General features: G+C 68.7%; 21 protein-coding genes and 2 tRNA genes. 9 read left to right on the plus strand and 14 right to left on the minus strand.

Features of this window, described 5'->3' with window-relative positions:
• Positions 1–8: 8 nt before the first annotated feature.
• The 3 genes from R2707_05610 (at position 9) to R2707_05620 (ending at position 2,951) form a co-directional block, all read left to right on the plus strand.
• On the plus strand, positions 9–371 hold the full coding sequence (locus tag R2707_05610; protein ID MEZ5244556.1) for an MmcQ/YjbR family DNA-binding protein: 363 nt from the start codon (positions 9–11) through the stop codon (positions 369–371).
• Complete coding sequence (locus tag R2707_05615) at positions 368–1,522, plus strand: hypothetical protein (protein MEZ5244557.1); 1,155 nt, start codon at positions 368–370, stop codon at positions 1,520–1,522. The genes R2707_05610 and R2707_05615 overlap by 4 nt, the downstream gene beginning before the upstream one ends.
• A gap of 118 nt (positions 1,523–1,640) precedes the next feature.
• A complete protein-coding gene (locus R2707_05620; GenBank protein ID MEZ5244558.1) occupies positions 1,641–2,951 on the plus strand; it encodes a bifunctional o-acetylhomoserine/o-acetylserine sulfhydrylase in 1,311 nt (436 codons plus the stop codon).
• Here R2707_05620 and R2707_05625 read toward each other — a convergent pair.
• The 7 genes from R2707_05625 to dnaG form a co-directional block, all read right to left on the minus strand.
• Positions 2,945–3,730: a hypothetical protein gene (locus R2707_05625; protein ID MEZ5244559.1), complete on the minus strand. Its 786-nt coding sequence runs from the start codon at positions 3,728–3,730 to the stop codon at positions 2,945–2,947. The two genes, R2707_05620 and R2707_05625, sit on opposite strands and share 7 nt — an antisense overlap.
• A gap of 14 nt (positions 3,731–3,744) precedes the next feature.
• Entirely contained in the window at positions 3,745–4,887 is a 1,143-nt protein-coding gene (locus R2707_05630) for a hypothetical protein (GenBank protein ID MEZ5244560.1), read from the minus strand.
• Positions 4,888–4,976: 89 nt separating this feature from the next.
• Positions 4,977–5,049: transfer RNA gene (locus tag R2707_05635), tRNA-Ile, on the minus strand.
• 73 nt (positions 5,050–5,122) lie between these two features.
• Positions 5,123–5,195 (minus strand) — tRNA-Asn (locus R2707_05640).
• Positions 5,186–5,845 carry a hypothetical protein gene (locus R2707_05645; protein MEZ5244561.1) on the minus strand — a complete coding sequence of 220 codons (660 nt, stop codon included), beginning with the start codon at positions 5,843–5,845 and terminating at the stop codon, positions 5,186–5,188. The genes R2707_05640 and R2707_05645 overlap by 10 nt, the downstream gene beginning before the upstream one ends.
• A gap of 32 nt (positions 5,846–5,877) precedes the next feature.
• Entirely contained in the window at positions 5,878–7,203 is a 1,326-nt protein-coding gene (gene rpoD, locus R2707_05650) for an RNA polymerase sigma factor RpoD (protein MEZ5244562.1), read from the minus strand.
• On the minus strand, positions 7,200–9,077 hold the full coding sequence (gene dnaG / locus R2707_05655; GenBank protein ID MEZ5244563.1) for a DNA primase: 1,878 nt from the start codon (positions 9,075–9,077) through the stop codon (positions 7,200–7,202). Before dnaG ends, rpoD begins: the two co-directional genes overlap by 4 nt.
• A gap of 67 nt (positions 9,078–9,144) precedes the next feature.
• Between dnaG and R2707_05660 the strand changes: the two genes are divergently transcribed.
• Positions 9,145–10,467 (plus strand): glycoside hydrolase family 3 N-terminal domain-containing protein, encoded by a 1,323-nt coding sequence (locus R2707_05660; GenBank protein ID MEZ5244564.1) that lies wholly within the window; start codon positions 9,145–9,147, stop codon positions 10,465–10,467.
• On the opposite strand, the gene R2707_05665 is transcribed toward R2707_05660, so the two are convergent.
• Positions 10,464–11,780 (minus strand): glycine--tRNA ligase, encoded by a 1,317-nt coding sequence (locus tag R2707_05665; GenBank protein MEZ5244565.1) that lies wholly within the window; start codon positions 11,778–11,780, stop codon positions 10,464–10,466. The two genes, R2707_05660 and R2707_05665, sit on opposite strands and share 4 nt — an antisense overlap.
• A gap of 41 nt (positions 11,781–11,821) precedes the next feature.
• On the opposite strand from R2707_05665, the gene R2707_05670 reads away from it, so the two are divergent.
• Positions 11,822–12,970 (plus strand): RDD family protein, encoded by a 1,149-nt coding sequence (locus R2707_05670; GenBank protein MEZ5244566.1) that lies wholly within the window; start codon positions 11,822–11,824, stop codon positions 12,968–12,970.
• A 36-nt stretch (positions 12,971–13,006) separates the two neighbouring features.
• Here R2707_05670 and recO read toward each other — a convergent pair whose 3' ends face one another.
• Together recO and uppS are read right to left on the minus strand one after the other, a co-directional pair.
• Complete coding sequence (gene recO / locus R2707_05675; GenBank protein MEZ5244567.1) at positions 13,007–13,732, minus strand: DNA repair protein RecO; 726 nt, start codon at positions 13,730–13,732, stop codon at positions 13,007–13,009.
• Positions 13,733–13,737: 5 nt separating this feature from the next.
• On the minus strand, positions 13,738–14,463 hold the full coding sequence (uppS, locus tag R2707_05680; protein MEZ5244568.1) for a polyprenyl diphosphate synthase: 726 nt from the start codon (positions 14,461–14,463) through the stop codon (positions 13,738–13,740).
• A gap of 98 nt (positions 14,464–14,561) precedes the next feature.
• Here uppS and R2707_05685 point away from each other — a divergent pair, with 98 nt between their 5' ends.
• From R2707_05685 to R2707_05700, 4 genes are read left to right on the plus strand one after another with little or no spacing between them, the layout of a single operon-like run.
• A complete protein-coding gene (locus R2707_05685; protein MEZ5244569.1) occupies positions 14,562–16,451 on the plus strand; it encodes an ATP-dependent DNA helicase in 1,890 nt (629 codons plus the stop codon).
• Between the two features lie 20 nt (positions 16,452–16,471).
• Positions 16,472–16,975 carry a hypothetical protein gene (locus tag R2707_05690; GenBank protein MEZ5244570.1) on the plus strand — a complete coding sequence of 168 codons (504 nt, stop codon included), beginning with the start codon at positions 16,472–16,474 and terminating at the stop codon, positions 16,973–16,975.
• Positions 16,965–17,831 carry an FAD:protein FMN transferase gene (locus tag R2707_05695; GenBank protein ID MEZ5244571.1) on the plus strand — a complete coding sequence of 289 codons (867 nt, stop codon included), beginning with the start codon at positions 16,965–16,967 and terminating at the stop codon, positions 17,829–17,831. The genes R2707_05690 and R2707_05695 overlap by 11 nt, the downstream gene beginning before the upstream one ends.
• A 54-nt stretch (positions 17,832–17,885) precedes the next feature.
• On the plus strand, positions 17,886–19,163 hold the full coding sequence (locus R2707_05700; protein ID MEZ5244572.1) for a ferric reductase-like transmembrane domain-containing protein: 1,278 nt from the start codon (positions 17,886–17,888) through the stop codon (positions 19,161–19,163).
• Between the two features lie 3 nt (positions 19,164–19,166).
• On the opposite strand, the gene era is transcribed toward R2707_05700, so the two are convergent.
• From era to R2707_05720, 4 genes are read right to left on the minus strand one after another with little or no spacing between them, the layout of a single operon-like run.
• The gene (era, locus tag R2707_05705; GenBank protein ID MEZ5244573.1) at positions 19,167–20,012 is read right to left on the minus strand and encodes a GTPase Era; all 846 of its coding nucleotides are present in this window, start codon (positions 20,010–20,012) and stop codon (positions 19,167–19,169) included.
• Positions 20,005–21,279 carry a hemolysin family protein gene (locus tag R2707_05710; protein MEZ5244574.1) on the minus strand — a complete coding sequence of 425 codons (1,275 nt, stop codon included), beginning with the start codon at positions 21,277–21,279 and terminating at the stop codon, positions 20,005–20,007. The genes era and R2707_05710 overlap by 8 nt, the downstream gene beginning before the upstream one ends.
• Entirely contained in the window at positions 21,276–21,767 is a 492-nt protein-coding gene (ybeY, locus tag R2707_05715; protein MEZ5244575.1) for an rRNA maturation RNase YbeY, read from the minus strand. The genes R2707_05710 and ybeY overlap by 4 nt, the downstream gene beginning before the upstream one ends.
• Positions 21,760–22,710 (minus strand): PhoH family protein, encoded by a 951-nt coding sequence (locus R2707_05720; GenBank protein MEZ5244576.1) that lies wholly within the window; start codon positions 22,708–22,710, stop codon positions 21,760–21,762. Before R2707_05720 ends, ybeY begins: the two co-directional genes overlap by 8 nt.
• Positions 22,711–22,769 lie beyond the last annotated feature (59 nt).

Consider the following 22,769-nt stretch of genomic DNA (forward strand, 5'->3'; position numbering starts at 1 on the left):
GTCGTCGGATGGCCGACCAGTTCGACGAGGTGAGGGCGATCGCACTGTCGCTCCCGGAGACCAACGAGCGGGTGAGCCATGGCATGCCGACGTTCTTCATTCGCGACAAGAAGGTCTTCGTGTCGTGCGTCGACGACCACCACGGCGACGGCATCTTCGGAATCTGGGTCGGCGCCGCACCCGGTGTGCAGCACGAACTCGTGACCCAGGAGCCGCACCGCTTCTACGTGCCGCCCTATGTCGGACATCGCGGTTGGGTCGGCGTGCGACTCGACGTCGACGTCGATCTCGCTGAGCTGCGCGAGATCATCACGGACTCCTACCGGCTCGTTGCACCGAAGACGCTGGTGAACACGCTGGACGGGCGATGATCCGCCGCCTCGTACCCGTTCTCGTGGGCTGTCTGATGGCGAGCGCCTGCGTTTGGCCCGTCCCGCTCCCCGGCGAGCCGGTGCCCGCCATCGAGTCGACGGCGGTGTGGAGCGCAGCGAACGGCACGATCAGCCTCACCGTCACCACCACCGACCTGACACCGAGCCGGGTCCGCGTGTGGCCGGGCGGGACGAACGAACCCTCGATGGTCGACACCGAGGCGCCGTTCGTGTTCGAACTCGACACCGCGCTCATCCTCGACGGCCCCGACGGGATCCTGGTGGCCGCCGACGACGGCACCACGTTCGTCGTCGAGATCGAACCGATCCCGGCGAGCGGGTGCAACGGTCATCGAGAGCTGTGCGCCGTCGCCTACGACGACGTCCGCAACATCACCACCCACAACGCCATGTCCAACGCGGCCGACGGATGGCTCGGCCCGAACCAGACCCACGACGTACCCACCCAACTCGCCGCCGGCGTGCGCGGACTCATGCTCGACACGTATCGCGCCGGTGACCTCAATGGCGTCGGGAGCCCCCAGGTGCCCGGCGTCGACCCCGACACGGCCTACCTCTGCCACGCCTACTGCGCACTCGGTTCACAGACCCTCGTCGAAGGGCTCGGTGAGATCCGCGAGTTCCTCGAGACCGACCCGGGCGCCGTTGTCACACTGATCATCGAGTCGTACCTCAGCCACGACCTCACGGCCGCCGCTTTCGACGCCGCCGGGCTCACCCCCTACACCTACGTGCACGGCGGTGGCCCGTGGCCGTCGCTGGGCGAGATGATCGACGCCGGCGATCGCCTCGTCGTCCTTCAGGACCGAGCCGTCGACCCCGCCTACCCCTGGCTGATGAACGTCTGGACGCACTCGTTCGAGACCCACTTCTCGGCTGCGGCACCCGAGGACTTCTCCTGCGCCCACAATCGCGGGACGCCGTCGAACGACCTGTTCATCCTCAACCATTTCCTGACCGAGGTCTTCGGCTCGCCGGCGCTCGCCGCCCAGGTCAACGGGAACCCCTTCCTGCTGGACCGCGCCCTGACATGCGAGGCATTCCACAGCACCGCCGCCACCTTCGTCACCGTGGACTTCTTCGAGATCGGCGACGTCGAGGCCGCCGTCGCCGGCCTCAACGGGGTCTGACGCCGCCGGTCTCGTCTCCACAACGCAGCGTCGAATCGCCGTAGCATGCAGCGAGATGGAAGGCTGTCCGTGCGATCGAGCACGTCACAGCGAGACACAGCGCGGAAAGAGGACAGCGATGAGCGACCAATGGGGTTTCGAAACCCGTCAGATCCATGCCGGCCAGGAGCCTGATCCCACCACCGGGGCACGGGCCGTCCCGATCTATCAGACCACCGCCTACGCGTTCCGCGACGCCGACCATGCCGCCAACCTCTTCGCGCTCTCCGAGATCGGCAACATCTACACCCGCATCATGAACCCGACCCAGGCCGTGGTCGAGGCCCGCCTCCAGTCGCTCGAAGGTGGCACCGACACGGCCGTCGGCATCCCCGGCGCGCTGATGACGGCATCGGGTCAGGCGGCCGAGATGCTGGCGATCCTCAACCTCGCCGAGTCGGGCGACCACATCGTCGCCGCCGCCGCCCTCTACGGCGGCACCTACAACCTCCTGCACCACACGCTTCCGAAGATGGGCATCACCTGCACCTTCGTCAACGACCCCGACGACGAATCCGAGTGGAACGCGGCGGTGAAGGACAACACCAAGGCCTTCTACTGCGAGTCGATCGGCAACCCGAAGAACAATGTCGTCGACATCCGCAAGATCGCCGATGTCGCCCACAGCCACAGCGTGCCGCTGATCGTCGACAACACCGTCGCCACCCCGTTCCTCATCCGCCCGATCGAGCACGGCGCCGACATCGTCGTCCATTCCGCCACGAAGTTCATCGGCGGTCACGGCACCGCGATCGCCGGCGCGATCGTCGATGGCGGCACGTTCGATTTCGGTGCCTCCGGCAAGCACCCGATGTTCACCGAGCCCGACCCGAGCTACCACGGCCTCGCCTACTGGCCCGGCCTCGGCAAGGGGTCCTACATCATCAAGGCCCGCGTGCAGCTGTTGCGCGATCTCGGCCCGGCAATCTCGCCGTTCAACGCGTTCCTGTTGCTGCAGGGCCTCGAGACGCTGAGCCTGCGCATGGAGCGTCACTTCGCCAACGCACAGAAGGTGGCGGAGTACCTCGACGCCCACGAGCAGGTCGAATCGGTCGCCTACGCCGGTCTTCCCTCCTCGCCGTGGCACGAGATCGCCACCTCGCTCGGTGGGGGCATCGGCTACGGATCCGTGCCCGCGTTCACCATCAAGGGTGGTCTCGAGGCCGGCAAGAAGTTCGTCGAAGCGCTCGAACTCCACAGCCACCTCGCCAACATCGGCGACGTGCGGTCGCTCGTGATCCAGCCGGCGGCCACCACCCATTCGCAGCTGACCCCCGAGGAGCAGGAGTCGACCGGTGTCGCCCCGGGCCTCGTGCGTCTGTCGGTGGGCCTCGAGTCGATCGACGACATCATCGCCGATCTCGACAAGGGCTTCGCCGCCGCTCAGTAGACGGGCGCCGTCTCCGACTCGAGCCGGGCCTCGCGCCCGGCTCGATGATCGGCCAACGCCTGGATCGTCGCGGCCAGCAGCGGCCCCAGACTCAGCGCGACCACGATCGTCATCACTCCGAACCGGCCGCCGGCGAGGATTCCGGCCATCAGCACCGACACCTCGAGGCCGGTCCTGACGCGCCCGGAATGGACGCCTCGGCGCTCGGCCGCCTCCATGATCGCCTCGAAGGAACCGCCCGTGGCCGCCGTGTGCACGATCAGGGCGATTCCCGCGGTCAACAGGAACAGTCCGGACGCGGCCATCATCAGGCGCAGACCGAGCGTGTCGGGAGTGACGATCAGCTGGCGAGCGAGATCGACCGAGATGCCGTTGACGAACACGAAGACGACGCCCACGAAGGTGGGCCGGACGCCGAGGCCCGACGCCACGACGAAGAACGCGCCCGAGGTCGCCCACGCGGCCTGACCGTGGCTGAGCGGCGTGCGCTGGTCGACGGCGGAGAGCCAGACGTCGAAGGGCGCAAGGCCCAGGTCGGCGGCGAGGAGCAGCGCCACGCCGAGGCCGATGAGCGCGCTCGCCGGGAGCACCCAACCGAGCCTGGCCGCGGCCGAGGGCAACGGCGAGACACGGAGCTTGCGCGCGCCGGCGATGACGCCATGGCGCGAGATGCCGTCGCGCGCGACACGGGCCAGGAATGCGGGGGATCGAAACGTCACTTCGCCATCTTCGGCTGCCGTTGCCTCCGCCACGACCTCTCTGCCGGGGTCATCGGTCACGCGGCACGAAACGGTCAGGCTGCGGGCGCGTAGACCATCCGGTGGCCGCGGTTCTCCGCACCCCGACCCACCTCGTCGAGTCGGAACCGGAGGCTGTGCGCCATCCGCCGTGAGACGAGGGTTCCCGCGGATCTACTGAAGCGGTGACCGGGAAACCACGTCTCCGTCCCCTGGTCGGAGCCCTTGCTGTCATCCAGCAGGGCGGTGCCCGACCGGTGCCGCAACGCCTGGAGCATCATGTACTCGGGCGGGCTCATCGGCCGTCCCGCAACGCCCTTGGCCGCCGCGTCGACGACGCTCGCCCGCACACGCTCGGTCGACTCCTCGAGCGACAGACCCAACCCCTCGATGCCGTCACCCTCGCCGAAATCCTCCGCATAGACGGCCACCGCCAGCCCCGGTAGCGGTGACGCGTCGAGAAGATGATCGACGACCGACTGCCCGCTCGATGTCGACACCTGCTCGACGAACCGCGAGATCTCGCTGCGGTCGTCGGAGCCGATCACGGTGTAGTCATTGAAGCCGATGATCTTGCCGATGCCCTTGATGACGCGCGTGTCGGCCAGCGGGGTGAGGACGAGTTGCAGGCGGTCGGCGCCGGCGAGGTAACCGCACACGTTGGGAGTCAGCACCCGCTTCGCCACCTCGTCGAACGTCGGCATCTCCTTGGCCAGTCCGCCACCACGACCATGGATCTGCACCGTGCGGCCCCGGGGGTTGTAGAGCCCCTGCATGGTCAAGAGATCGAGAAGGCCGTCGAACTGCTCCTCGAGCTGATGCCGTTCGACGATCGCGTCGATCGAGGGTGTGGGGGCCTCGCCGCCGACGCCGGCCTCCTGGACCTCGGGCTCCAGTGATCGGGCGAGCCCCTTGATCGCCGCATCCATCGCCTGCGACTGTGTCTCGAGTTCCCGTTGGATCGACTGCAACACGACGAGGCCGGCCAGCGTCGCGGCGTCGAGCTGGTCCTGGGCCATGGTCCGGAGTTGATCGAGCTCCCCGATCCGGCTGTGTGCCGAACGGCGAAGCTCGTGCAGACGATGCGCCTCCTCGGCCAGCTTCCGCAGACCGGGCGCGCGGAGAACTGCAGGATGATCGAGGCCGATGGCGGCACTCGCGTCGGCCCAGTTGCCGAGGTCCGCGCGCTTGGAAGCCATGCCCCTCCATCGGCACGAACAGGGGGTCGCCTGGATGGGGCGACCGGGCACTTCGTCCGGTGACGAACGTCATCTCCGCGGATCCGTCGTGGGCTCGGCGGGGATCGAACCCGCGACCGAAGGATTATGAGTCCTCTGCTCTGACCACTGAGCTACGAGCCCAGCGGGACCCTACCGTCCGCCCCGGGGCCGAACGCGAAGCGGACCGCCCAATGGGGCGGTCCGTTCTTCCTTGCTCCGGGGGTGGGGATCGAACCCACGACCTGCGGATTAACAGTCCGACGCTCTGCCAGCTGAGCTACCCCGGAAGGATCGGGGAGGATGGTACCAGCACAAGTCCGTCCATCATCCCCTTGATTTCCCGAATCGCAGCCACCGATCCGTAGCGGACGTGGCAGCAGCCGTTGACATGCCGATTGCGCCGAACCGTAGCTCGCGATGTGGCGCGATACGTCTTGAAGAACTGGTGCCGCGGGATCCCCGTCAGCTCGGCCCAGAATCGCTCGGCCGCACCGACATCGAGATCGTCGTGGAGGTACAGAGAGACCCGCATGCGAGCTTCGTCGACTGCGAAGAAACGACGGAACCACGCACAGAAGAACCTCACCAGATCCGGATTCGAGTTGGCGAACGCGACCTCATTGTCGCCCTTCGCGCCGTCGCCGGCGTAGAGACCCAGGCCGGCCATGAGGAACTCACGGTCGGTGAGCGCGCCCACCCGGGCCATGCCCTCCGCTCGGCACCGTTCGATCTCCGCCGCCTTGGCCCGCTGCAGCTTGTTGGGCGGACGGTTGCGGGCGGTGCGGCGCGGGTTGGGGACGAAATCCACATCGCGCACCCAGCGCGACACCGAAGACTTCGCGACACCGAGCTCGGCGGCGATGTCGGCGAGCGTCCACGACTCGGCCCGCAACCGACGAGCACGTTGCTGTTCCTCGATCTTGCCGCCGTATCCCACGCCCTCACGTTAGGGAGCGGGTGTGACAGCGCTCAGCCGTTCTCCAGATAGTCGCGGAGGCGGTCGCTGCGGTGGGGGTGACGAAGCTTCGCGAGGGTCTTCGCTTCGATCTGGCGGATCCGTTCGCGTGTCACACCGAACTGCCGACCCACCTCTTCGAGGGTGCGAGGGCGTCCGTCGTCGAGCCCGAAGCGGAGGCGAACGACTTCCTGCTCGCGCTCGGAGAGCTCGTGGAGCACTTCCTCGACGGCGGCGGCGAGCAGGTGCCGAGCGGCGGCGTCGATCGGCGCGATCGCGTTCTGGTCCTCGATGAAGTCGCCGAGATTGGACTCGTCCTCCTCACCCACCGGCGAGTCGAGTGACAGTGGATCCTGGGCGATGCGGAGGATCTCGCGGATCTTCTCGACCGGCTCGTCGACCTCCGCGGCCAATTCCTCGACGGTCGGCTCACGCTCGAGATCCTGGTGCATCTGACGCTGGACCCGCTTGACACGATTCATGGCCTCGACCATGTGGACCGGGATGCGGATGGTGCGGGCCTGGTCGGCGATCGCCCGGGTGATCGCCTGTCGGATCCACCAGGTGGCGTAGGTGGAGAACTTGAAGCCCTTGGTGTGGTCGAACTTCTCGACCGCACGCATCAGGCCGAGGTTGCCCTCCTGCACGAGATCGAGCAGGACCATGCCCCGGCCGACATAGCGCTTGGCGATCGACACCACGAGGCGCAGATTCGCCTGCGTGAGTTCGTCGCGCGCCCGCTCCCCGTCTCGCACGACCCGATTCAGTCGGGCCCGCTCACCGGGATCGAGGGTGTCGAGCTTGCCCGAGGCAGCCAGTTCGGCGAGCTCGATCTCGCCCTCGCCTCCACGGCGGATGCGGGCGGCGATGCGCACTTCCTGGCGAGCATCGAGCAGCGGGACCTGCCCGATCTCCTTGAGATACATGCGGACGGGGTCGTCGGAACTGCCACCCTCCCCCCGCTGGCGGTGGAGTCGACGGCGCGACGGTTCCTCGACGTCGTCGCCGATGCTGGCGGCGAATGCGGCGGCACGGGCCACCCGGGCGTGATCGACCGGCGCGGCGTCGAGCTCCTCCTGGGAAGGTTGCTCCGAAACGGCTCCCGGGACCACGATCTCCGGTGGAACCGGCGACGACTCGTCCTCGTCGATGACGATCCCTTCGACCTCGCACACCGTGCGGATCTGCTCGAAGAGGTCCATGTCGAACTCGACATCCTTGAGCGTGTGGACCAGCTGATCGAGCGAGAGGTGGCCCGAGACCTTGCCGGTCTCGAGCAGTGCGGCGAAGAGGACGGCGGCGTCGTCGGGGAGCGGAAGCTGTGCTGCGGTGTCGGTCATGTGCTCCTCCCCTCCTCGTAGCCGATGAGCCACGGTAGCAAGTGGCTGATGGCCTCTTCCCGCGTCTCACGTTCGTCGAGCCGTTCGATCAGCAGCTTGAGCGGGCCGATCGAGGCCACGGCGTGCCGCTTCTGCTCGTCGGTCGAGTCGAGCGCGCGCTGCACTCGACGGAGATCGTCGAGGGTGCGACGGCCGGCGAGACGGGCGAGTCCGCCGAGCACGTCGTCGGCTTCGGCGTCGGAGGGATCGACGGCGAGGCGCCGCAGCAACGACGCCGCCCGTTCGCCGGCCCGTTCACCGGCACCGAGCAAACCACCCGTGCTCAACGCGTGGAACGCCTCTCGACGAACCGGATCGCCGAACAGCACGGCGTGCAGCCGGGTGATCTCCTCGGGCCGGTGGATGGCGAGACGCAGCGCTTCGTCCTCGGCTGCGGTCGAACCGGACTCGGCCTCGATGAGCACGTCGGCGGGCAGCATGCCCGGATCGTCGGCGTAGTAGTCGTCGGGCTGGTTGGGTACGGCGCGAGGCTCGTCGCGAGCGGGCTCCTCGCGGCGTCTCGGCGGCACGGTCTCGCGTTCGACCGCCCTCTGCCGGGGGGCTGATGCCAGCTCGCGCAGCCGGGAGAGGTCGACGCGACAGCGGTCTGACACCTCGAGCAGATAGGCGTCGCGCACGAGCGGATCGGGGTGTTCGGTGATCACGTCGAGCGCGGCCTCGGCGGTGCGGGCCCGACCCTCGACCGTCGACATGTCGCCGGCGGACAACACCCGTTCGAGACGGAAACTCAGGAACGGGATGGCCTCGTCGACCGCTCGCTGCAGCTCTGCAGGATCTTCGCGTGCGAGATCGGCGGGATCGACACCGGCAGGCAGGTCGGCGACGCGCACCTCGAGCTCGTGCTCACGCTCCCATTCGTAGACCCGGGCCGCGGCGGCCAGGCCGGCCGCGTCGGCGTCGAACGCCAGCACCAGGCGACTGGCCGAGAACCGCTTGAGCAGCTTCACGTGGTCCTCGGTCATCGCGGTGCCACACGTGGCCACGGCCCGGGGGATGCCGGCATCGGCGAAGCCGATCACGTCGGTGTAGCCCTCGCAGATGATGGCCTCGCCGGCCTTGACGATGCCCTCACGATGGGTGTGGAGCCCGTAGAGCACCCGGCTCTTGTCGTAGACAAGCGACTCGGTGGTGGTGTTCTTGTACTTGGAACCCTCGTGACCTGGGAGTATGCGCCCACCGAATCCGACCGCATCGCCGCGCTCGTCCTGGATCGGAAACATCACCCGGGCCCGGAACGCGTCTTGTTGGCGGCCGGCCTTGTTGACGAACCCCAGGCCGCTGTCGCGCAGATCGTCGGCGCTGAGCCGCAGATGACGGGCGAGCTGATCCCAGGCGTCGGGCGCCCATCCGATCCGGTAACGCCGTACCACCTCGCCGTCGTAACCACGAGAGCGAAGGTAGCTGCGGGCCTCGCCCGCTTCGGGAGAGGTCAACAGCCGGTCGTGGTAGAAGGCGACGGCCTTCTCGACCGCATCCAGCAGGCCCCGCTTGCGGGCCCGCTGGGAACCTTCGTCCTTGCTCGTGTAGCGCAGCTCGATGCCGTAGCGGGACGCGAGCGATTCGACCGCGCCGGCGAAATCGAGATTGTCCATCTCCTGCACGAACGAGATGGCATCGCCGCTGCGCTGACAGCCGAAGCAGTAGTAGACACCCTTCTCGGGGCTGACCGACAACGACGGGGTGCGTTCGCCGTGCATCGGGCATCGGGCCATCCACTGGCGCCCGGATCGCTTGATCTCGGTGTGTTCGCCGATGAGCGCGACCAGGTCGGCCGAGGACCTGACCTTCGCGATGTCATCGTCGTGGATACCCATTGATTCGCAAGCTAGCAGTGCCCTCCGACACGCCACCCACGCAGTGCAGTGGCAGGATGGTCGCTCGATGTCCCGCTCGACCCGCACCCTGCTCCTCGGCGCCGCCGCACTGCTCGCCGTCGCACTGGTGATCGCCCTGACCGGAGGCGACGACGCCCCGGAGGCATCGACGGGATCCGCCACCACCGGCACCACCACCGTCGGGCCGACCGACGGGGTCCCGTCGAGCACGACCTCGACGACGACCACGACGAGTACGACGACCACGACGACCCTGGATCCTCGCGCCCCACATCTCGAGTCGATCGAACGGGCCCTGGGCTTCCTCGACGACACCGCGCTCGCCTACCGCCTCGTCGTGACCGGGCTCACCGGCACGGATCTGACCAGCCGGCTCTTCGACACGGTCGGCGACCCGTGCGTCGGCGGGGTGTTCCTCACCGAGACGAACGGCAACTGGTCGCCCATCGACGACCTGGAGGCGTTCCGCGTCGCCGTGTCGACCCTCGACGCGAACGCATGGCATCGACGCGAAGAATGCCCCGACCCCCTCGTGGCGACCGACGCGGAACTCGGCGCGATCGTCCGGGTCCCGGTCGAGTCACCCCCGGCCGCACCCTCGTGGACGAGCCGCTACATCAGCGGTGAGCCCTACAACGTCCTCCTCGACCTGCAGGAGCGCTCGGCCGAGTACGCGGCGAGCCTCCGTTCCCTCGGTATCACCCTCAACTTCGGCGCCGTGGCGGATGTCGACACGGATCCGGGCCACTTCATGGCCGGTAGCGGCCGCACCTTCGGCGACGATCCCGGCATCGTCGCCGCATTGAGCAACGCGGTGGTGCAGGGCCACTGCGAGGCCGGGCTCGCGGTCTCGCTGAAGCACTTCCCCAACCAGGGGGCGACCCCGGAGGACCCCCACCGCGAGCGCAGCACGGCCATCGGCGGGGTCTCCCTCTGGGAGACGACCGGTCGCCTTCCCTACGAGACGACCGTCGCGCCGATGGTGATGACCGGGCACATCTTCCTGACCGACGTCGATCCCGAACGTCCCGCGTCGATGTCACATGCGATCACGACCGGATTGCTCCGTGATGAGCTCGGCTACGACGGCGTCGTCATCACCGACGACCTCTCCACCATGCGGGGCGCGGCCGACGTGGTCGCCGATCCGGGGGAGCGGGCGGTGGCGGCGGTTCGCGCCGGGGCGGACCTCGTCCTGTTCGTCGACGATCGCGACATCGCAACGGTCGTCGGCCACCTCGAGGCCGAGATGGCATCCGACCCGGCGTTCCGATCGCGGGCGGAGGACGCCTACGTCCGGGTTGAGCGGATGAAGCTCGCTTCGGCGCTCCCCGACCTGTTTTCCCTCTGTGGAGCGGTCGGCGACTAGCCCAGACGCTCCGCGAGATACACGTCGAGCTGGTCGAGGCTCACTCGGTCCTGCGCACGGGTGTCGCGTTCGCGCACGGTCACGGCGCGGTCATCGAGCGTGTCGAAGTCGACGGTGATGCAGAACGGCGTGCCGATCTCGTCTTGGCGGGCATAGCGCTTGCCGATCGACTGGGTCTCGTCGTAGTCGGCCATCCACCGTCCCTTGACCGCGTCGAAGACCTCGAGCGCCGTGGGAGTGAGCGTGTCCTTCTTCGACAACGGCAGCACCGCCACCTTGTAGGGGGCGAGGCGATGATCGAGACGCAGGACGGTGCGGGTGTCGTCGTTGACCGTCTCCTCGTCGTAGGCGGCCATCAGGAACGCCATGGCGGTGCGGGTGGCACCCGCGGCCGGCTCGATGACGTGGGGCGTGTAGCGCTCCCCCGAGGCCTGGTCGAAGTAGTCGAGCTTCTCGCCCGACGCGTTGGCGTGCTGCGTGAGGTCGAAGTCGCCGCGGTTGGCGATGCCTTCGAGCTCGTCCCAGCCCCACGGGAAGAAGAACTCGACGTCGGACGTGCCCGACGAGTAGTGGCTGAGCTCGTCGTCGTCGTGGGGCCGCAGCCGCAGATGGTCGGCCGGCATGCCGAGGTCGAGATACCAGTCCATGCGGGCCTGGCACCAGTACTCGTACCACTGCTGCGCTTCGTCGGGCGGCACGAAGAACTCCATCTCCATCTGCTCGAACTCGCGGGTGCGAAAGACGAAGTTGCCGGGCGTGATCTCGTTGCGGAACGACTTGCCGATCTGGGCGATGCCGAACGGCGGCTTCTTGCGACTCGTGTTGAGCACGTTGGCGAAGTTGATGAACATGCCCTGCGCCGTCTCGGGACGCAGGTAGACCTCGGCGGCCGTCTCGACGACGGGACCGGCGTGGGTCTGGAACATCAGGTTGAACTCGCGGGCCTCGGTGAACGAACCCGTGGCGCCACACGACGGGCAGGTCTCGGGATCCTCGAGCTTGTCGAGCCGGTGTCGGGCGTTGCAGTTGGTGCAATCGACGAGCGGATCGGAGAAGTTCGACAGGTGACCCGACGCCTCCCAGACCTGCGGGGGCGACAGGATCGAGGCGTCGAGACCGACCACGTCGTGACGCATCTGGACCATCGAACGCCACCACGCGTCCTTGACGTTGCGCAGCAACAACACGCCGAGCGGCCCGTAGTCGTAGGTGGATCGGAAGCCGCCGTAGATCTCGGCCGACTGGAAGACGAAACCTCGGCGCTTCGAGAGGTTCACGATCTTGTCGAACAGCTGCGGATCCGCTTCAGGCATGGCCACGAGGCTAGCGGCGACGCGCGAGCATGGACCCCGTGATGACACAGACTGCACTCCCCCCTGCCGACCCGACCGCGGTGGTCGGCCGACGCGTGGTCGCGTACCTGATCGACGGCGTGATCCTCGTCGCGTTGATGGTCGCACTCTTCGTCGGGCTGGCGTCGTCGGAGGACCAGGGTTCGGCGTTCCAGGCCGAACTGGTCTGCGACGTCATCAACAACGCCTCGTCGAGCGACTACGTCTGCATCGCGGCGGACACGACCGCCATCCTGATCAGCAACGGCGACCTCGCCCTGATCGCCCTCCTCGCCCTGCTCTACGGCTTCGTCACCCAGATGCTGCTCCCGTCGATCACCGGGTTCAGCCCCGGCAAGGCGATGGTCGGGCTGCGCATCGTGAACCAGGAGTCGTTCCAGCGGGCCGGGATCGGCGCCAACCTCGTCCGCTGGCTGCTCTGGATCGTCGACAGCGCACCCTGGTGCTTCCCGCTGGTCGGCCTGATCACCGGACTCTCCAGCAACGGTCATCGCCGAGTCGGCGACATGGCGGCCAAGACGGTGGTCATCGACAAGAAATGGGTCGGCCAACCGCTCGCCATCGCCGGCGTCAACTCCGTCTCGCCGCTCGTCCCGCCGCCGGCGACCGCTGCGCCGTTCGGCGCGTCCCCGCCACCTCCGACCGGTTCGACCATCGGGGCACCCACCCCGCCGCCACCGCAGCCGCAGGGGTTCCCCTCCGCACCGCCGGTCGCCCCGCCGGCACCGACGCCACCGACCGTGACACCGCCGCCGCCGCCATCGACGTTCACCCCGCCGCCGCCGTCGACGGCCCCGATCGCCCCACCGGCCATGCCCCCCGAGCCGGCACCCGAACCGTCCGCCGCATTCGATGCCACCAGCGCGCTCGACGCCACCACCGCGTTCGAGCCCGAAGTCATCCTCGAACCCGAAGGGATCGTCGAACCCGAGACGATGCCCGAACCCGAGACGATGCCCGAACCCGAGGCCGTGACCGCTCCCCCGCCACCGCCACCGCCCGCGCCACCGGCTCCGGCCGCGCCCCGACCGGGTATCGACGCGCCCCAGTGGGACGTGGCGCGCGACACCTACATCCAATGGGACCCCGAGCTCTCGGAATGGATGGAGTGGAGCGAATCCGCCGGCGCCTGGATCCCGATCTCGCGCTGAGCGACGGCCCCGCCCCGAGAGAAGAGGGCGACGGGTTCAGTGCGGGTGTTGATCGAGCACGGCGACCGACCGCAGCCGTCGTTCGAGGTGGTGTTCGAGAAGGGCCGTCGCCAGCATGTCGACCTCGCCGGTCGCCGGGCCGACGGGTTCCTGGAGCACGCCGCCAAGGCCTCCACCGAGCACCCGACGCATCAGGCTGATCGCTCCGTCGCTGATCGGTCGACCGCGACGACAGTCGTCGCAGCGCACACCACCGTCGTCGAAATCGAACGCCGCGAACGGCCCGCGGCTCGCACACTCCACACAGAGGTCGAGCTCGGGTTGCACGCCTTCGTGGGCGAGCAGCTTCAAGAAGAACGCAGCGACGACGAGGGGTGAGTCGCGCTCGTTGAGCGTCCGCAACGCCCGCACGAGCATGACGTGGAGCCCCCGATCGGGTTCTCGGTCCTGGGCGACCTGATCCACCGCTTCGAGCATCGCCTCGGCGCGGGCGAAGCGGTCGGAGTCCTCGCGGAGCGTCACGAATCGGTCGACGGTCTCGACCTGGGTGATCGTGTCGAGGTCGCCGCGCCCCCGGTAGAGCTGGATCGAGACATGACTCAGCGGTTCGAGCCGGGCCCCGAACTTCGACTTGGTGCGGCGCACGCCCTTCGCCACGCCCCGGACCTTGCCGTGGTCGTGGGTGTGGAGGCTGATGATCCGATCGGCCTCACCGAGCTTCCACGACCGCAACACGACGGCATGGTCGCGGTAGAGCGCCACGGGGCTCAGGCCCCGCCGTTGACGCCGCCGAAGCGGCGTTCGCGTTCCTGGTACTCGCCGATGGCAGTGAAGAGCTGCTCGCGTTGAAACGCGGGCCATGGCGTGTCGGTGAAGATCAACTCGCTGTAGGCCAACTCCCACAGCAAGAAGTTGGAGATCCGGAACTCGCCGGACGTGCGGATGACGAGATCGGGGTCGGGCATCTCCGGGTCGTAGAGGTGCTTGGCGATGGTCGACTCGGTGATCTTCCTCGGCGAGATCCCACTGGCCGCGATCTCGCGCACGGCGTCGACGATCTCGGCCCGCCCGCCATAGTTGAAGGCGATCGTGAAGGTCAGCTTGGTGTTGTGCTTCGTGAGTTCCGACGCCTCGTCCATGCGCTTGATGAGACGTTTCGGGACACGCCAGTCGCGCCGACCGATGAAGCGGATGCGGACGCCTCGCTCGTTGAGTTCGTCGCGGCGGCGGAGCAGGATCTCTTCGTTGAAATTGATGAGGAAACGGACCTCGTCCTTCGGGCGACGCCAGTTCTCGGTGCTGAACGCGTAGACGGTCAACCATTCGACGCCGGCTTCGAGGCACCCGTCGACGACCTCGAACAGCGAGTGCTCTCCGGCCTTGTGACCCTCGGTGCGGGGCAGGTTCTGGGCCTGGGCCCATCGTCCGTTGCCGTCCATCACACAGGCGATGTGGCGGGGGATCCGTTCCGGATCGAGGGCGTCGAGTGGCACCCCGCGAACCTATCGGGTCAGCCCTCGCGGGTGGTGCTGCGTGGCCTCCGCCGACCACTAGGCTCCGGCGGGTCGCAGACCCCCGGAGCACCCCCAACGTGGACCTCACCGAGCAGACGCTCGAAACACTCGACGAGGTCACGAGCGCCCTTCCCAGCGGCGGCGAACGTCGCGAGGGCCAGCGGGAGATGGCCACCGCGGTCGCCGTCGCGATCCGCGACCGGGGCCATGTCGTCGTGCAGGCGGGGACGGGCACCGGGAAGTCACTCGCCTACCTCGTGCCGACCGTGTTGGCCGGCCAGACGGCCATCGTGGCCACCGCCACCAAGGCGCTGCAGGACCAGCTCGCGGGGAAGGACCTTCCGTTCCTCGACGGTCTGATCCCCGGCGGCGTCGACTACGCGGTGCTGAAAGGACGGTCCAACTACCTGTGCCTCCAGCGCCTCGACGAAGCCGAGGCCGACGACCGACTCGGCCTCGACCTCGACGACGACAGGGGGACCACGCTCGACACCGAGTTGCTCTCCCGCCTCCGGGCGTTCGCGGCGACGACGGAGACGGGCGACCGTACCGAGTTGCCCGACATCGACGACCGGACCTGGCGCCTCGTCAGCGTCGGCCGCGACGAATGTCCCGGCGCGGGGCGATGCCCGGTCGGCGACGACTGTCTCGCCGAGCGAGCCCGGCGCAAGGCGGCAGAGGCGAACGTCATCGTCGTCAACCTGCACCTCTACGCGATCGAGATCATGGTCGAGGGGATCCTCCCCGACCACGACCTGGTCGTGATCGACGAAGCCCACCAGCTCGAAGACATCGTCTCCGAAGCCGCCGGCCGTCAGATCAGCCCCGCCCGGCTCCAGGCCGCCGCGCGTGCCGCGAGCGCCGTGTTGGCCGATCGCGATGCCCCCGTCGGCGTCGAGGAAGCCGCCACGCTGCTGCACTCGATGCTCGACGGCATGGTCGGTGAGCGACTGCCCGATGGACTCGACGAGGAATCGGGCCGGACCATCGATCTGATCCGAGGCCGCGTCGACCAACTCATGAACGCCCTCCGAGCGGTTCCGAAGGACGCCCCGCCCGACACCGCCGCCAAGGCACTGCGGGCCCGCCAGGCCGTCACCTCGCTGCTCGACGACATCGACTACGTGCGCTGGCCCATCGACCACGAGGTGCTCTGGGTCGACGGACCGACCAGCAACCCGAGCCTGAGGTCCACCCCGATCGCGATCGACACGCTCCTCGAAGAGAACCTCTGGTCGAAGCGACCCGGGGTGTTGACCTCGGCGACGCTGTCCCCCGCCACCACATCGGTCCTCGGTCTCCCGGCCGGTACCCCGATGATCGATGTGGGCAGCCCGTTCGACTACGAGAACAACGCACTCCTCTACTGCCCCACCGACCTGCCCGATCCTCGCGCCGACGGGCACCGCGAGGCGCGACTGGCCGAGCTCGAGGCGCTGATCGTCGCCGCCGGGGGCCGAACGCTCGCCCTGTTCACGAGCTGGTCGGCGATGCGCGACGCCGCCGCCCATCTCGAGCCGCGACTCCCGTGGCCGGTGTTCGTCCAAGGGGAAGGATCGAAGATGGCGTTGCTCGACGCGTTCGTCGACGACGACGAGGCGTGCCTCTTCGCGACGATGTCGTTCTGGCAGGGCGTCGACATCCCGGGCTCGACGTGCAACCTCGTCGTGATCGACCGCCTCCCGTTCCCACGCCCCGACGACCCCGTCCTGCAGGCCCGGCGCGAGCGAGCGGGCAAGGCGGCCTTCCGCACGATCGACCTACCCCGCGCCGCGACGATGCTCGCACAGGGGGCGGGCCGACTGATCCGTTCCGCGACCGATCGCGGTGTCGTCGCCGTGCTCGATCCGCGCCTCGCGACCTCCCGGTCGTATCGGTGGGAGCTGATCAACGCGCTGCCGCCCATGAAGCGCACCAAGGAACGGTCCGAAGCCGAGGCATTGCTGCGCGAGCTGCGCGACGCCTGATCCTGCTCAACTCGGCGACGATGCATGCCGATCTGGCCACAGTGAGCCGTCGTCGTCGCCCGCATCCCGCCCGCCGCGCCCGGCGCGCCGTGGGGGTCTCCGCGCTCGGCGCCTACGCGGGCCTCATGGCGACGATCGGGTGGGCCCAACGCTCGGCCGAGGCCGAGACACCCACACCCGAACCCACCCCCGGTTCATCCGCGACGAACGCCGGCATCGAGCGGCTCGACCTGAGCGGCGCCGCGATCCTGCGCCAGCCGGCAACACCGCACGGCCAGGCCACACCGTCGAGCGCACCCGCGGTCGCGCCGACGCCACCGCCGCCGCCGAGTCTGGCGGCGACGACCACGACGTCGCGGGTCAGCGCGCCGCCCACCACCACTCGCCCGACCCCGACGCCGTCGGGCCCCGCTCCCACTGCCGCACCGGCCACGACGACCACCGCCGCCGCGCCGCCGACCACCACGAGCATCGCTCCGCCCACCACCCCGCCGCCGACCACGATTCCGACCGGTGGCTCCTGACCACGAGGTCCGGCGCTGCGGCCGGGCCATGGGCACCTCCTACCTGCTCGTCGTTCACGACCGCGACGAGCGACTGCTGGACGATGCCGAGCGGGCGATCGCCGACCTCGAGCGGCGCTGGAGCCGGTTCCTCGCCGATTCCGAGATCTCCGTGATCAACCGGACCCCGGGCGTGCCGGTGCTCGTCAGCCCCGACACGTTCCAGGTCATCCGGGCCGCGGTCGACGGCGCCATCGCGACCCAGGGACGGTTCGACCCGACGGTGCACGACTCGATGGTGTCGCTCGGCTACGACCGCACCTTTGCGCAGATCCCGGCCGCCGCGAACCCGAGCGACGCGGCCGTCGCCGCTCCGGGGGTGGACGGCATCGAGTTCGACGATGCACTGCACGCGGTCACACTGCCGCCCGGGGTGCGGCTCGACCTCGGCGGCATCGGCAAGGGCAGCGCCGCCGACCTGGTCAGCGATGACGCGATCCGCCGCGGGGCGGCCGGCATCGCGGTGTCGATCGGTGGCGACGTCCGCGTCCGAGGAGAGGGCCCGTCCGGACGCGGCTGGTCGTTCACCGACGACCGCGGTGCGCTCGACCTGCCGGAAGTGACCGACGGCGGGGTGTGCACCAGCACCACCCGTCGGCGACGGTGGGCAACACGCAGCGGCGAGGTCCACCACATCCTCGATCCGGCGACCGGTCGACCGACGACCAACGCCGTCGAGTCGATCACGGTCATGGGTGCCACCGCACAACAGGCCGAGGTGTTGACGAAGGCCGCGATGGTGGCCGGCGACGACGCCGAGGCCTTCCTCGCCCCGTTCGGCGTGCAGAGCATCATCCGTCGCCGTGCTGCGGCCTGACGCCGGTTTCGGCGAATTCCTCGGATTCCTCGACCAGATGCCGACTGGGACGCCGTGAGTGAACAGGTGTGGTGGTACGCCACCCGTGCAGCCGGGCTGATGACCTGGACGACGGCGACCGCGTCGGTCGTCGTCGGGCTGATGCTGTCAGCACGCGCCATCCGGGCCCGGACCGGGCCCTGGTTCCTGGATCTCCACCGTTTCCTCGGCGGCATCACCGTGGTGTTCCTCATCGCCCACATCGCCACCCTTTGGGCCGACTCCTATGTCGACTTCGGCCCGCGCGAACTGTTCGTCCCCGGGGCATCGGAATGGCGGTCCGAGGCGATCGCCTGGGGCATCGTCGCCGCCTACATCATGATCGCCGTCGAGGTCTCCTCGCTCGTGCGCCCCCGGATCGGCGTGAAGGTGTGGCGCGTCATCCACGTGCTCTCGTTCGCGGCGATGGCCGCAGGCTCGTACCACGCGTGGTTGGCGGGCAGCGACGTCAAGAACCCGGTCACGTGGGCGATCGCCGGCACCGGCTCCATTCTCGTGTTGGGCCTCGTCTCGCTGCGTCTGCAGCGCAAGGATCCCGACGATCCCGGCCCGACGGGGATGAGCGACAACCGATCGATCCTCGAGGAGATGCGACGTCGACTCGAGGAGCTGCCGATCCCGGAGTCGACTCCGCAGCCGCAACTCTCGGTCTCCCCGAACGCCACCCTCCCGCGCCGGGCTCCCCTCTCCGATGCCCTCCCGGGGATCGCGTCGTCGCCCGCCGGCGCCCCGTCGGGCGGACCGGTCGGCTTCTCGGACGACCCGTTCGCTGCGGTCCCGCTTTCATCCAGCGAGCCCGAACTGGGCGACTGGGCGGCACCGTCGCCGGCCGACCCGTTCGGGGTGGCACCCCCGCCCGAGCCCACACGTTTCCGAGCCCGCCCCTTCACCGACCGCGACGCGTGGGCCGATGACGGTGCCGACCTGTTCGAGAACCTCACGGGCGACCCGTTCGAGGCGCTCGGCGCGAACCTGTCGCCCGACTCGGACGGCTTCCCGGAGCTTCCTCCACTCGAGGAGAAGCGCGATCTCTTCGCTTCGGCCGCCGACAGCGATCCGTCGGTCGGCTTCGCCACGAACCCGTTCGATCCGGCCCGCCCCGCGGCATCGGTCATCGAGGCGGCCGCGCCGCCGGCGACTCCCGCGCTCACCGGCCCGCCGCCGCTTCCCGACGCGATCGATCCCGTGACCGGCGAGCCCGACGAGGCCGCCTACACGCAATGGCTCAAGGAGTGGTTGTCGTACGCCGAGCGCTACGGCGACGAGGCTCCCGGAGACCCGTCACGGCACTGAGGTTCAGTAGCCGAGCCGCTCGACCGAGTGTGCCTGATGCTGCCAGTTCTTCTCGACCTTGACGAAGAGCTCCAGGAACACACCCTCCGGGAGCTGCTCTCGCACGGCGATCCCGACCTTCTTCAGGTTCTCGCCCTTCTTCCCGATCACGATCCCCTTCTGGGAGTCGCGTTCGACGATGATCTCGCACCGGATCCGCGGCCACTCCCATTCGGTGACCCGGGTGGCGATGCTGTGCGGCAGCTCCTCACGGGTCACGGCCAGGAGCTGCTCCCGGACGAGTTCGGCGACCCAGAACTCGTCGGGCACGTCGGTGATCACGTCGTCGGGATAGAAGTGCGGGCCTTCCGGCATGCGCGAGCGGAGATACTCGACCAGCGCGTCGACGCCTTCGCCGGTCGTGCCCGAAACCGGGAACCACGCCTCGACCGCGAGGTCGGACGTGGCGTGCAGCTGGGCCAGCACCTTCTCGGGTGAGGCCAGATCGGCCTTGGTGACGACCACGATGGAGCCCCGGGGAAGCCGCTCCGCGATGAACGCGTCGCCTCGGCCATAGGGCGCGGTCGCGTCGAGCACGAAGCAGACGACGTCGACCTCGGTGGTCGCCTGGTTGGCGGTCGCGTTGAGGCTCGTACCGAGGGCCGTACGGGGCTTGTGGATACCGGGCGTGTCGACGAAGACGAGCTGCACGTCGTCGTCGGTGAGCACCCCGCGAACCTGGGTCCGGGTGGTCTGCGGCTTGTCGGAGACGATCGACACCTTGTGGCCGAGGATGCGGTTGAGCAGGGTCGACTTGCCGGCGTTGGGGCGGCCCACGAGGGTCACGAACCCCGATCGGAACTCAGTCATCGGTGGGCTCCTCGTCGTCGGGCTCTGCGACCGGGGTGAGACTCACACGGGTGATGCGGCGTCCCTCCATCCGTTCGACCTGGAGGCGGACGCCTCCCTCCTCGATCCATTCGCCGACGCTCGGAACGTGACCGAGGGTGTTGAAGATCAGACCACCGACGGTGTCCCAGTCGCCGTCCTCGATCTCGGACGGGACCAGTGTGTGGAGCTGATCAACCGGCATCCGACCGTGGACCAGCACCGCGCCACCGGCCAGCGGCTCGACCAGCGGTTCCTCCACGTCGTACTCGTCGACGATCTCGCCGACGAGCTCCTCCACCACATCCTCGAGCGTCACGAGCCCGGCGGTGCCGCCGTATTCGTCGACCACGATCGCCATGTGGTGCTGACCGACCTGCATCTCGCGCAGCAACGCGTCGGCGTGCTTCGTCTCGGGCACGAAGCGGGCCCGCCGCATCAACGACCGCACGGGCCGGTCGCCGCTGCCCGCTCGCTCCGCTCGGATCAGGTCCTTGATCAGACCGACGCCGACGATGTCGTCGATACCGTCGCCGCACACCGGCAACCGACTCAGCCCGCGATCGATGGCGAAGTCGAGTACCTCCGACACCGGAGCCGCCGCGTCGGCGGTCACCATGTCGGTACGGGGAACCATGACCTCACGCACGATGGTGTCGCCGAGCGCGAACACCGACTCGATGAGGTCGCGTTCCTCCACCTCGATCGCCTCGCCGGCGGCCGCTGCGCCGGTGAGGGCGATGAGTTCGTCCTCGGTCACGACCGGCGGGCGGGCGGGGCCGGGCAACAACACGTTGGCCACGCCGTTGAGTGCCCGGCTGGCCCAGCGCAGAGGCGCGATGAGCAGAACGGCCCGCACGATGGGCGCCGCCCGGCACGCCGCGGTATCGGGGTTCTGCAGCGCCCAGGTGCGGGGCATCGCCTCGGCGAGCACGTAGAGCACCACGACCTCGAACACCACTGCGACGACGACCCAGCCGGTGCCGGCACGGTCGATCAGCAGCACGGTGACGATCGCTGCGGCCGCGAGGTGGAACACCACCCGCAACAACAGCAGCGGTGCCAGGCTCGCTTCCCGGTCGGTCAAGACGTCGGCCAGGGCGCCGGCTCCCGGAAGATGCTCCGCCGCGAGCGACTCGGCGCGGGCATGGCTGATGCGGGTGAGGCCGGTCTCGGCCGCCGCAACCAGCGCGGCGATCACGACGAGCACGACGACGGTGAGACCACCGAACACGAGTCCGCTGGTCATCGTCGCGATGCCGGCCGGTGGTGGGCATCGAGGAGCCGGTCCTCGGCGGCCCGCATGCGAACGGTCTCGTCGGGCTCGGCATGATCGTGACCGAGGATGTGGAGCACACCGTGGACGATCAGGAGCGCCAGTTCGTCGTCGACCGATCCGTCGTGGCCTCGCTCACCGGCATGCTCGGCCGCCTGGCGGGCGGCGTAGACCGGGCAGACGACGATGTCGCCGATGAGGTTGTCACCGAACGGGTCGTCGTCGGCGCCGTCGAGCGGGAACGACAAGACGTCGGTCGGCCGGTCCTCCCCCATGTGTTCGCGGTTGAGCTCCGTCATCACCGTCTCGTCGACGAACAGCAGGTTGAGTTCGCCTGCACCGACACCCTCGCTGACCAGGCTGTCGACCGCGATCCGGGTCCAACGTTCGAGGTCGATGGCCATCTCCGATTGCTCGTCGACCGCAACGACGACCGGTCGGCCGTCGGCCGAGTCAGGCATCGATGCCGGCCTTCTCGTAGGCGTCGACGATGTCCTGCACGATCCGGTGGCGGACGACATCGCGCGAACTGAGGCGCACGAAGCTGATCCCGTCGATCGCGCCCAGGATCGGTTCGAGTCCGAGGAGCCCGCTCTTGCCGGTCTGCACGTCGACCTGGGTGACATCGCCGGTCACGACGGCCTTGGAACCGAACCCGATGCGGGTCAGGAACATCTTCATCTGCTCGGGCGTGGTGTTCTGCGCCTCGTCGAGGATGATGAACGCCGAGTTGAGGGTGCGTCCACGCATGAAGGCCAAGGGCGCGACCTCGACCACGCTGCGATCCATCAGCTTCTCGACCCCTTCCATCCCCACCATGTCGTGGAGCGCGTCGTAGAGCGGACGGAGGTAGGGGTCGACCTTCGCCATGAGGTCGCCGGGAAGGAAGCCGAGTCGCTCACCGGCCTCGACCGCCGGGCGGGTCAGGATGATCCGCTCGACCGCGCCGGACTGGAGCGCAGCGCAGGCCATGGCGACGGCGAGCCACGACTTGCCGGTGCCGGCGGGACCGATCCCGAAGGTGACGACATTGCGGTCGATGGCTTCGACGTAGGCCTTCTGCCCGCTCGACTTCGGCCGGACGATGCGCCCCTTGTCGGCCTTGAGGATCTGATGGGTCAGGATCGACGACGGGCGTTCGTTCTGGCGAACCATGTCGATCGTCCGGTCGAGCAGACGCTCATCGAGGCGCTGACCCTGCTCGGCGAGGACCACGAGTTCCTCGAACAGGGTCTGCACGATCGGCGCGCTCGGGCCAGAGAGGTGGACCTCGTTGCCCCGCACGGTCACGTCGGTGTCGGGGAATGCCGCCTCGACGCGCCGAAGGTGCCGGTCGTGCTCGCCCAGGAGGGCGCCCATGAGATGGTTACCGGGAATACGGATGGTGATGGGGTGCTCGCTCATCGTTCACCGGGAATGGTACCGGTACCCTCGTCGCTCGTGGACGGTGAATCCCCGAGCGG

The sequence above is a fragment of the Acidimicrobiales bacterium genome, assembly GCA_041394245.1.
Lineage (GTDB): Bacteria > Actinomycetota > Acidimicrobiia > Acidimicrobiales > Aldehydirespiratoraceae > JAJRXC01.

What these genes read in the sequence shown, in the direction of transcription:
- R2707_05610 (MEZ5244556.1), top strand. Translation starts at nt 9, where the DNA reads ATGGCCGACCAGTTCGACGAGGTGAGGGCGATCGCACTGTCGCTCCCG.
- R2707_05615 (MEZ5244557.1), top strand. Translation starts at nt 368, where the DNA reads ATGATCCGCCGCCTCGTACCCGTTCTCGTGGGCTGTCTGATGGCGAGC.
- R2707_05620 (MEZ5244558.1), top strand. Translation starts at nt 1,641, where the DNA reads ATGAGCGACCAATGGGGTTTCGAAACCCGTCAGATCCATGCCGGCCAG.
- R2707_05630 (MEZ5244560.1), bottom strand. Translation starts at nt 4,887, where the DNA reads ATGGCTTCCAAGCGCGCGGACCTCGGCAACTGGGCCGACGCGAGTGCC.
- rpoD (MEZ5244562.1), bottom strand. Translation starts at nt 7,203, where the DNA reads ATGACCGACACCGCAGCACAGCTTCCGCTCCCCGACGACGCCGCCGTC.
- dnaG (MEZ5244563.1), bottom strand. Translation starts at nt 9,077, where the DNA reads ATGGGTATCCACGACGATGACATCGCGAAGGTCAGGTCCTCGGCCGAC.
- R2707_05660 (MEZ5244564.1), top strand. Translation starts at nt 9,145, where the DNA reads ATGTCCCGCTCGACCCGCACCCTGCTCCTCGGCGCCGCCGCACTGCTC.
- R2707_05665 (MEZ5244565.1), bottom strand. Translation starts at nt 11,780, where the DNA reads ATGCCTGAAGCGGATCCGCAGCTGTTCGACAAGATCGTGAACCTCTCG.
- R2707_05670 (MEZ5244566.1), top strand. Translation starts at nt 11,822, where the DNA reads ATGACACAGACTGCACTCCCCCCTGCCGACCCGACCGCGGTGGTCGGC.
- R2707_05690 (MEZ5244570.1), top strand. Translation starts at nt 16,472, where the DNA reads ATGCATGCCGATCTGGCCACAGTGAGCCGTCGTCGTCGCCCGCATCCC.
- era (MEZ5244573.1), bottom strand. Translation starts at nt 20,012, where the DNA reads ATGACTGAGTTCCGATCGGGGTTCGTGACCCTCGTGGGCCGCCCCAAC.
- R2707_05710 (MEZ5244574.1), bottom strand. Translation starts at nt 21,279, where the DNA reads ATGACCAGCGGACTCGTGTTCGGTGGTCTCACCGTCGTCGTGCTCGTC.
- ybeY (MEZ5244575.1), bottom strand. Translation starts at nt 21,767, where the DNA reads ATGCCTGACTCGGCCGACGGCCGACCGGTCGTCGTTGCGGTCGACGAG.
- R2707_05720 (MEZ5244576.1), bottom strand. Translation starts at nt 22,710, where the DNA reads ATGAGCGAGCACCCCATCACCATCCGTATTCCCGGTAACCATCTCATG.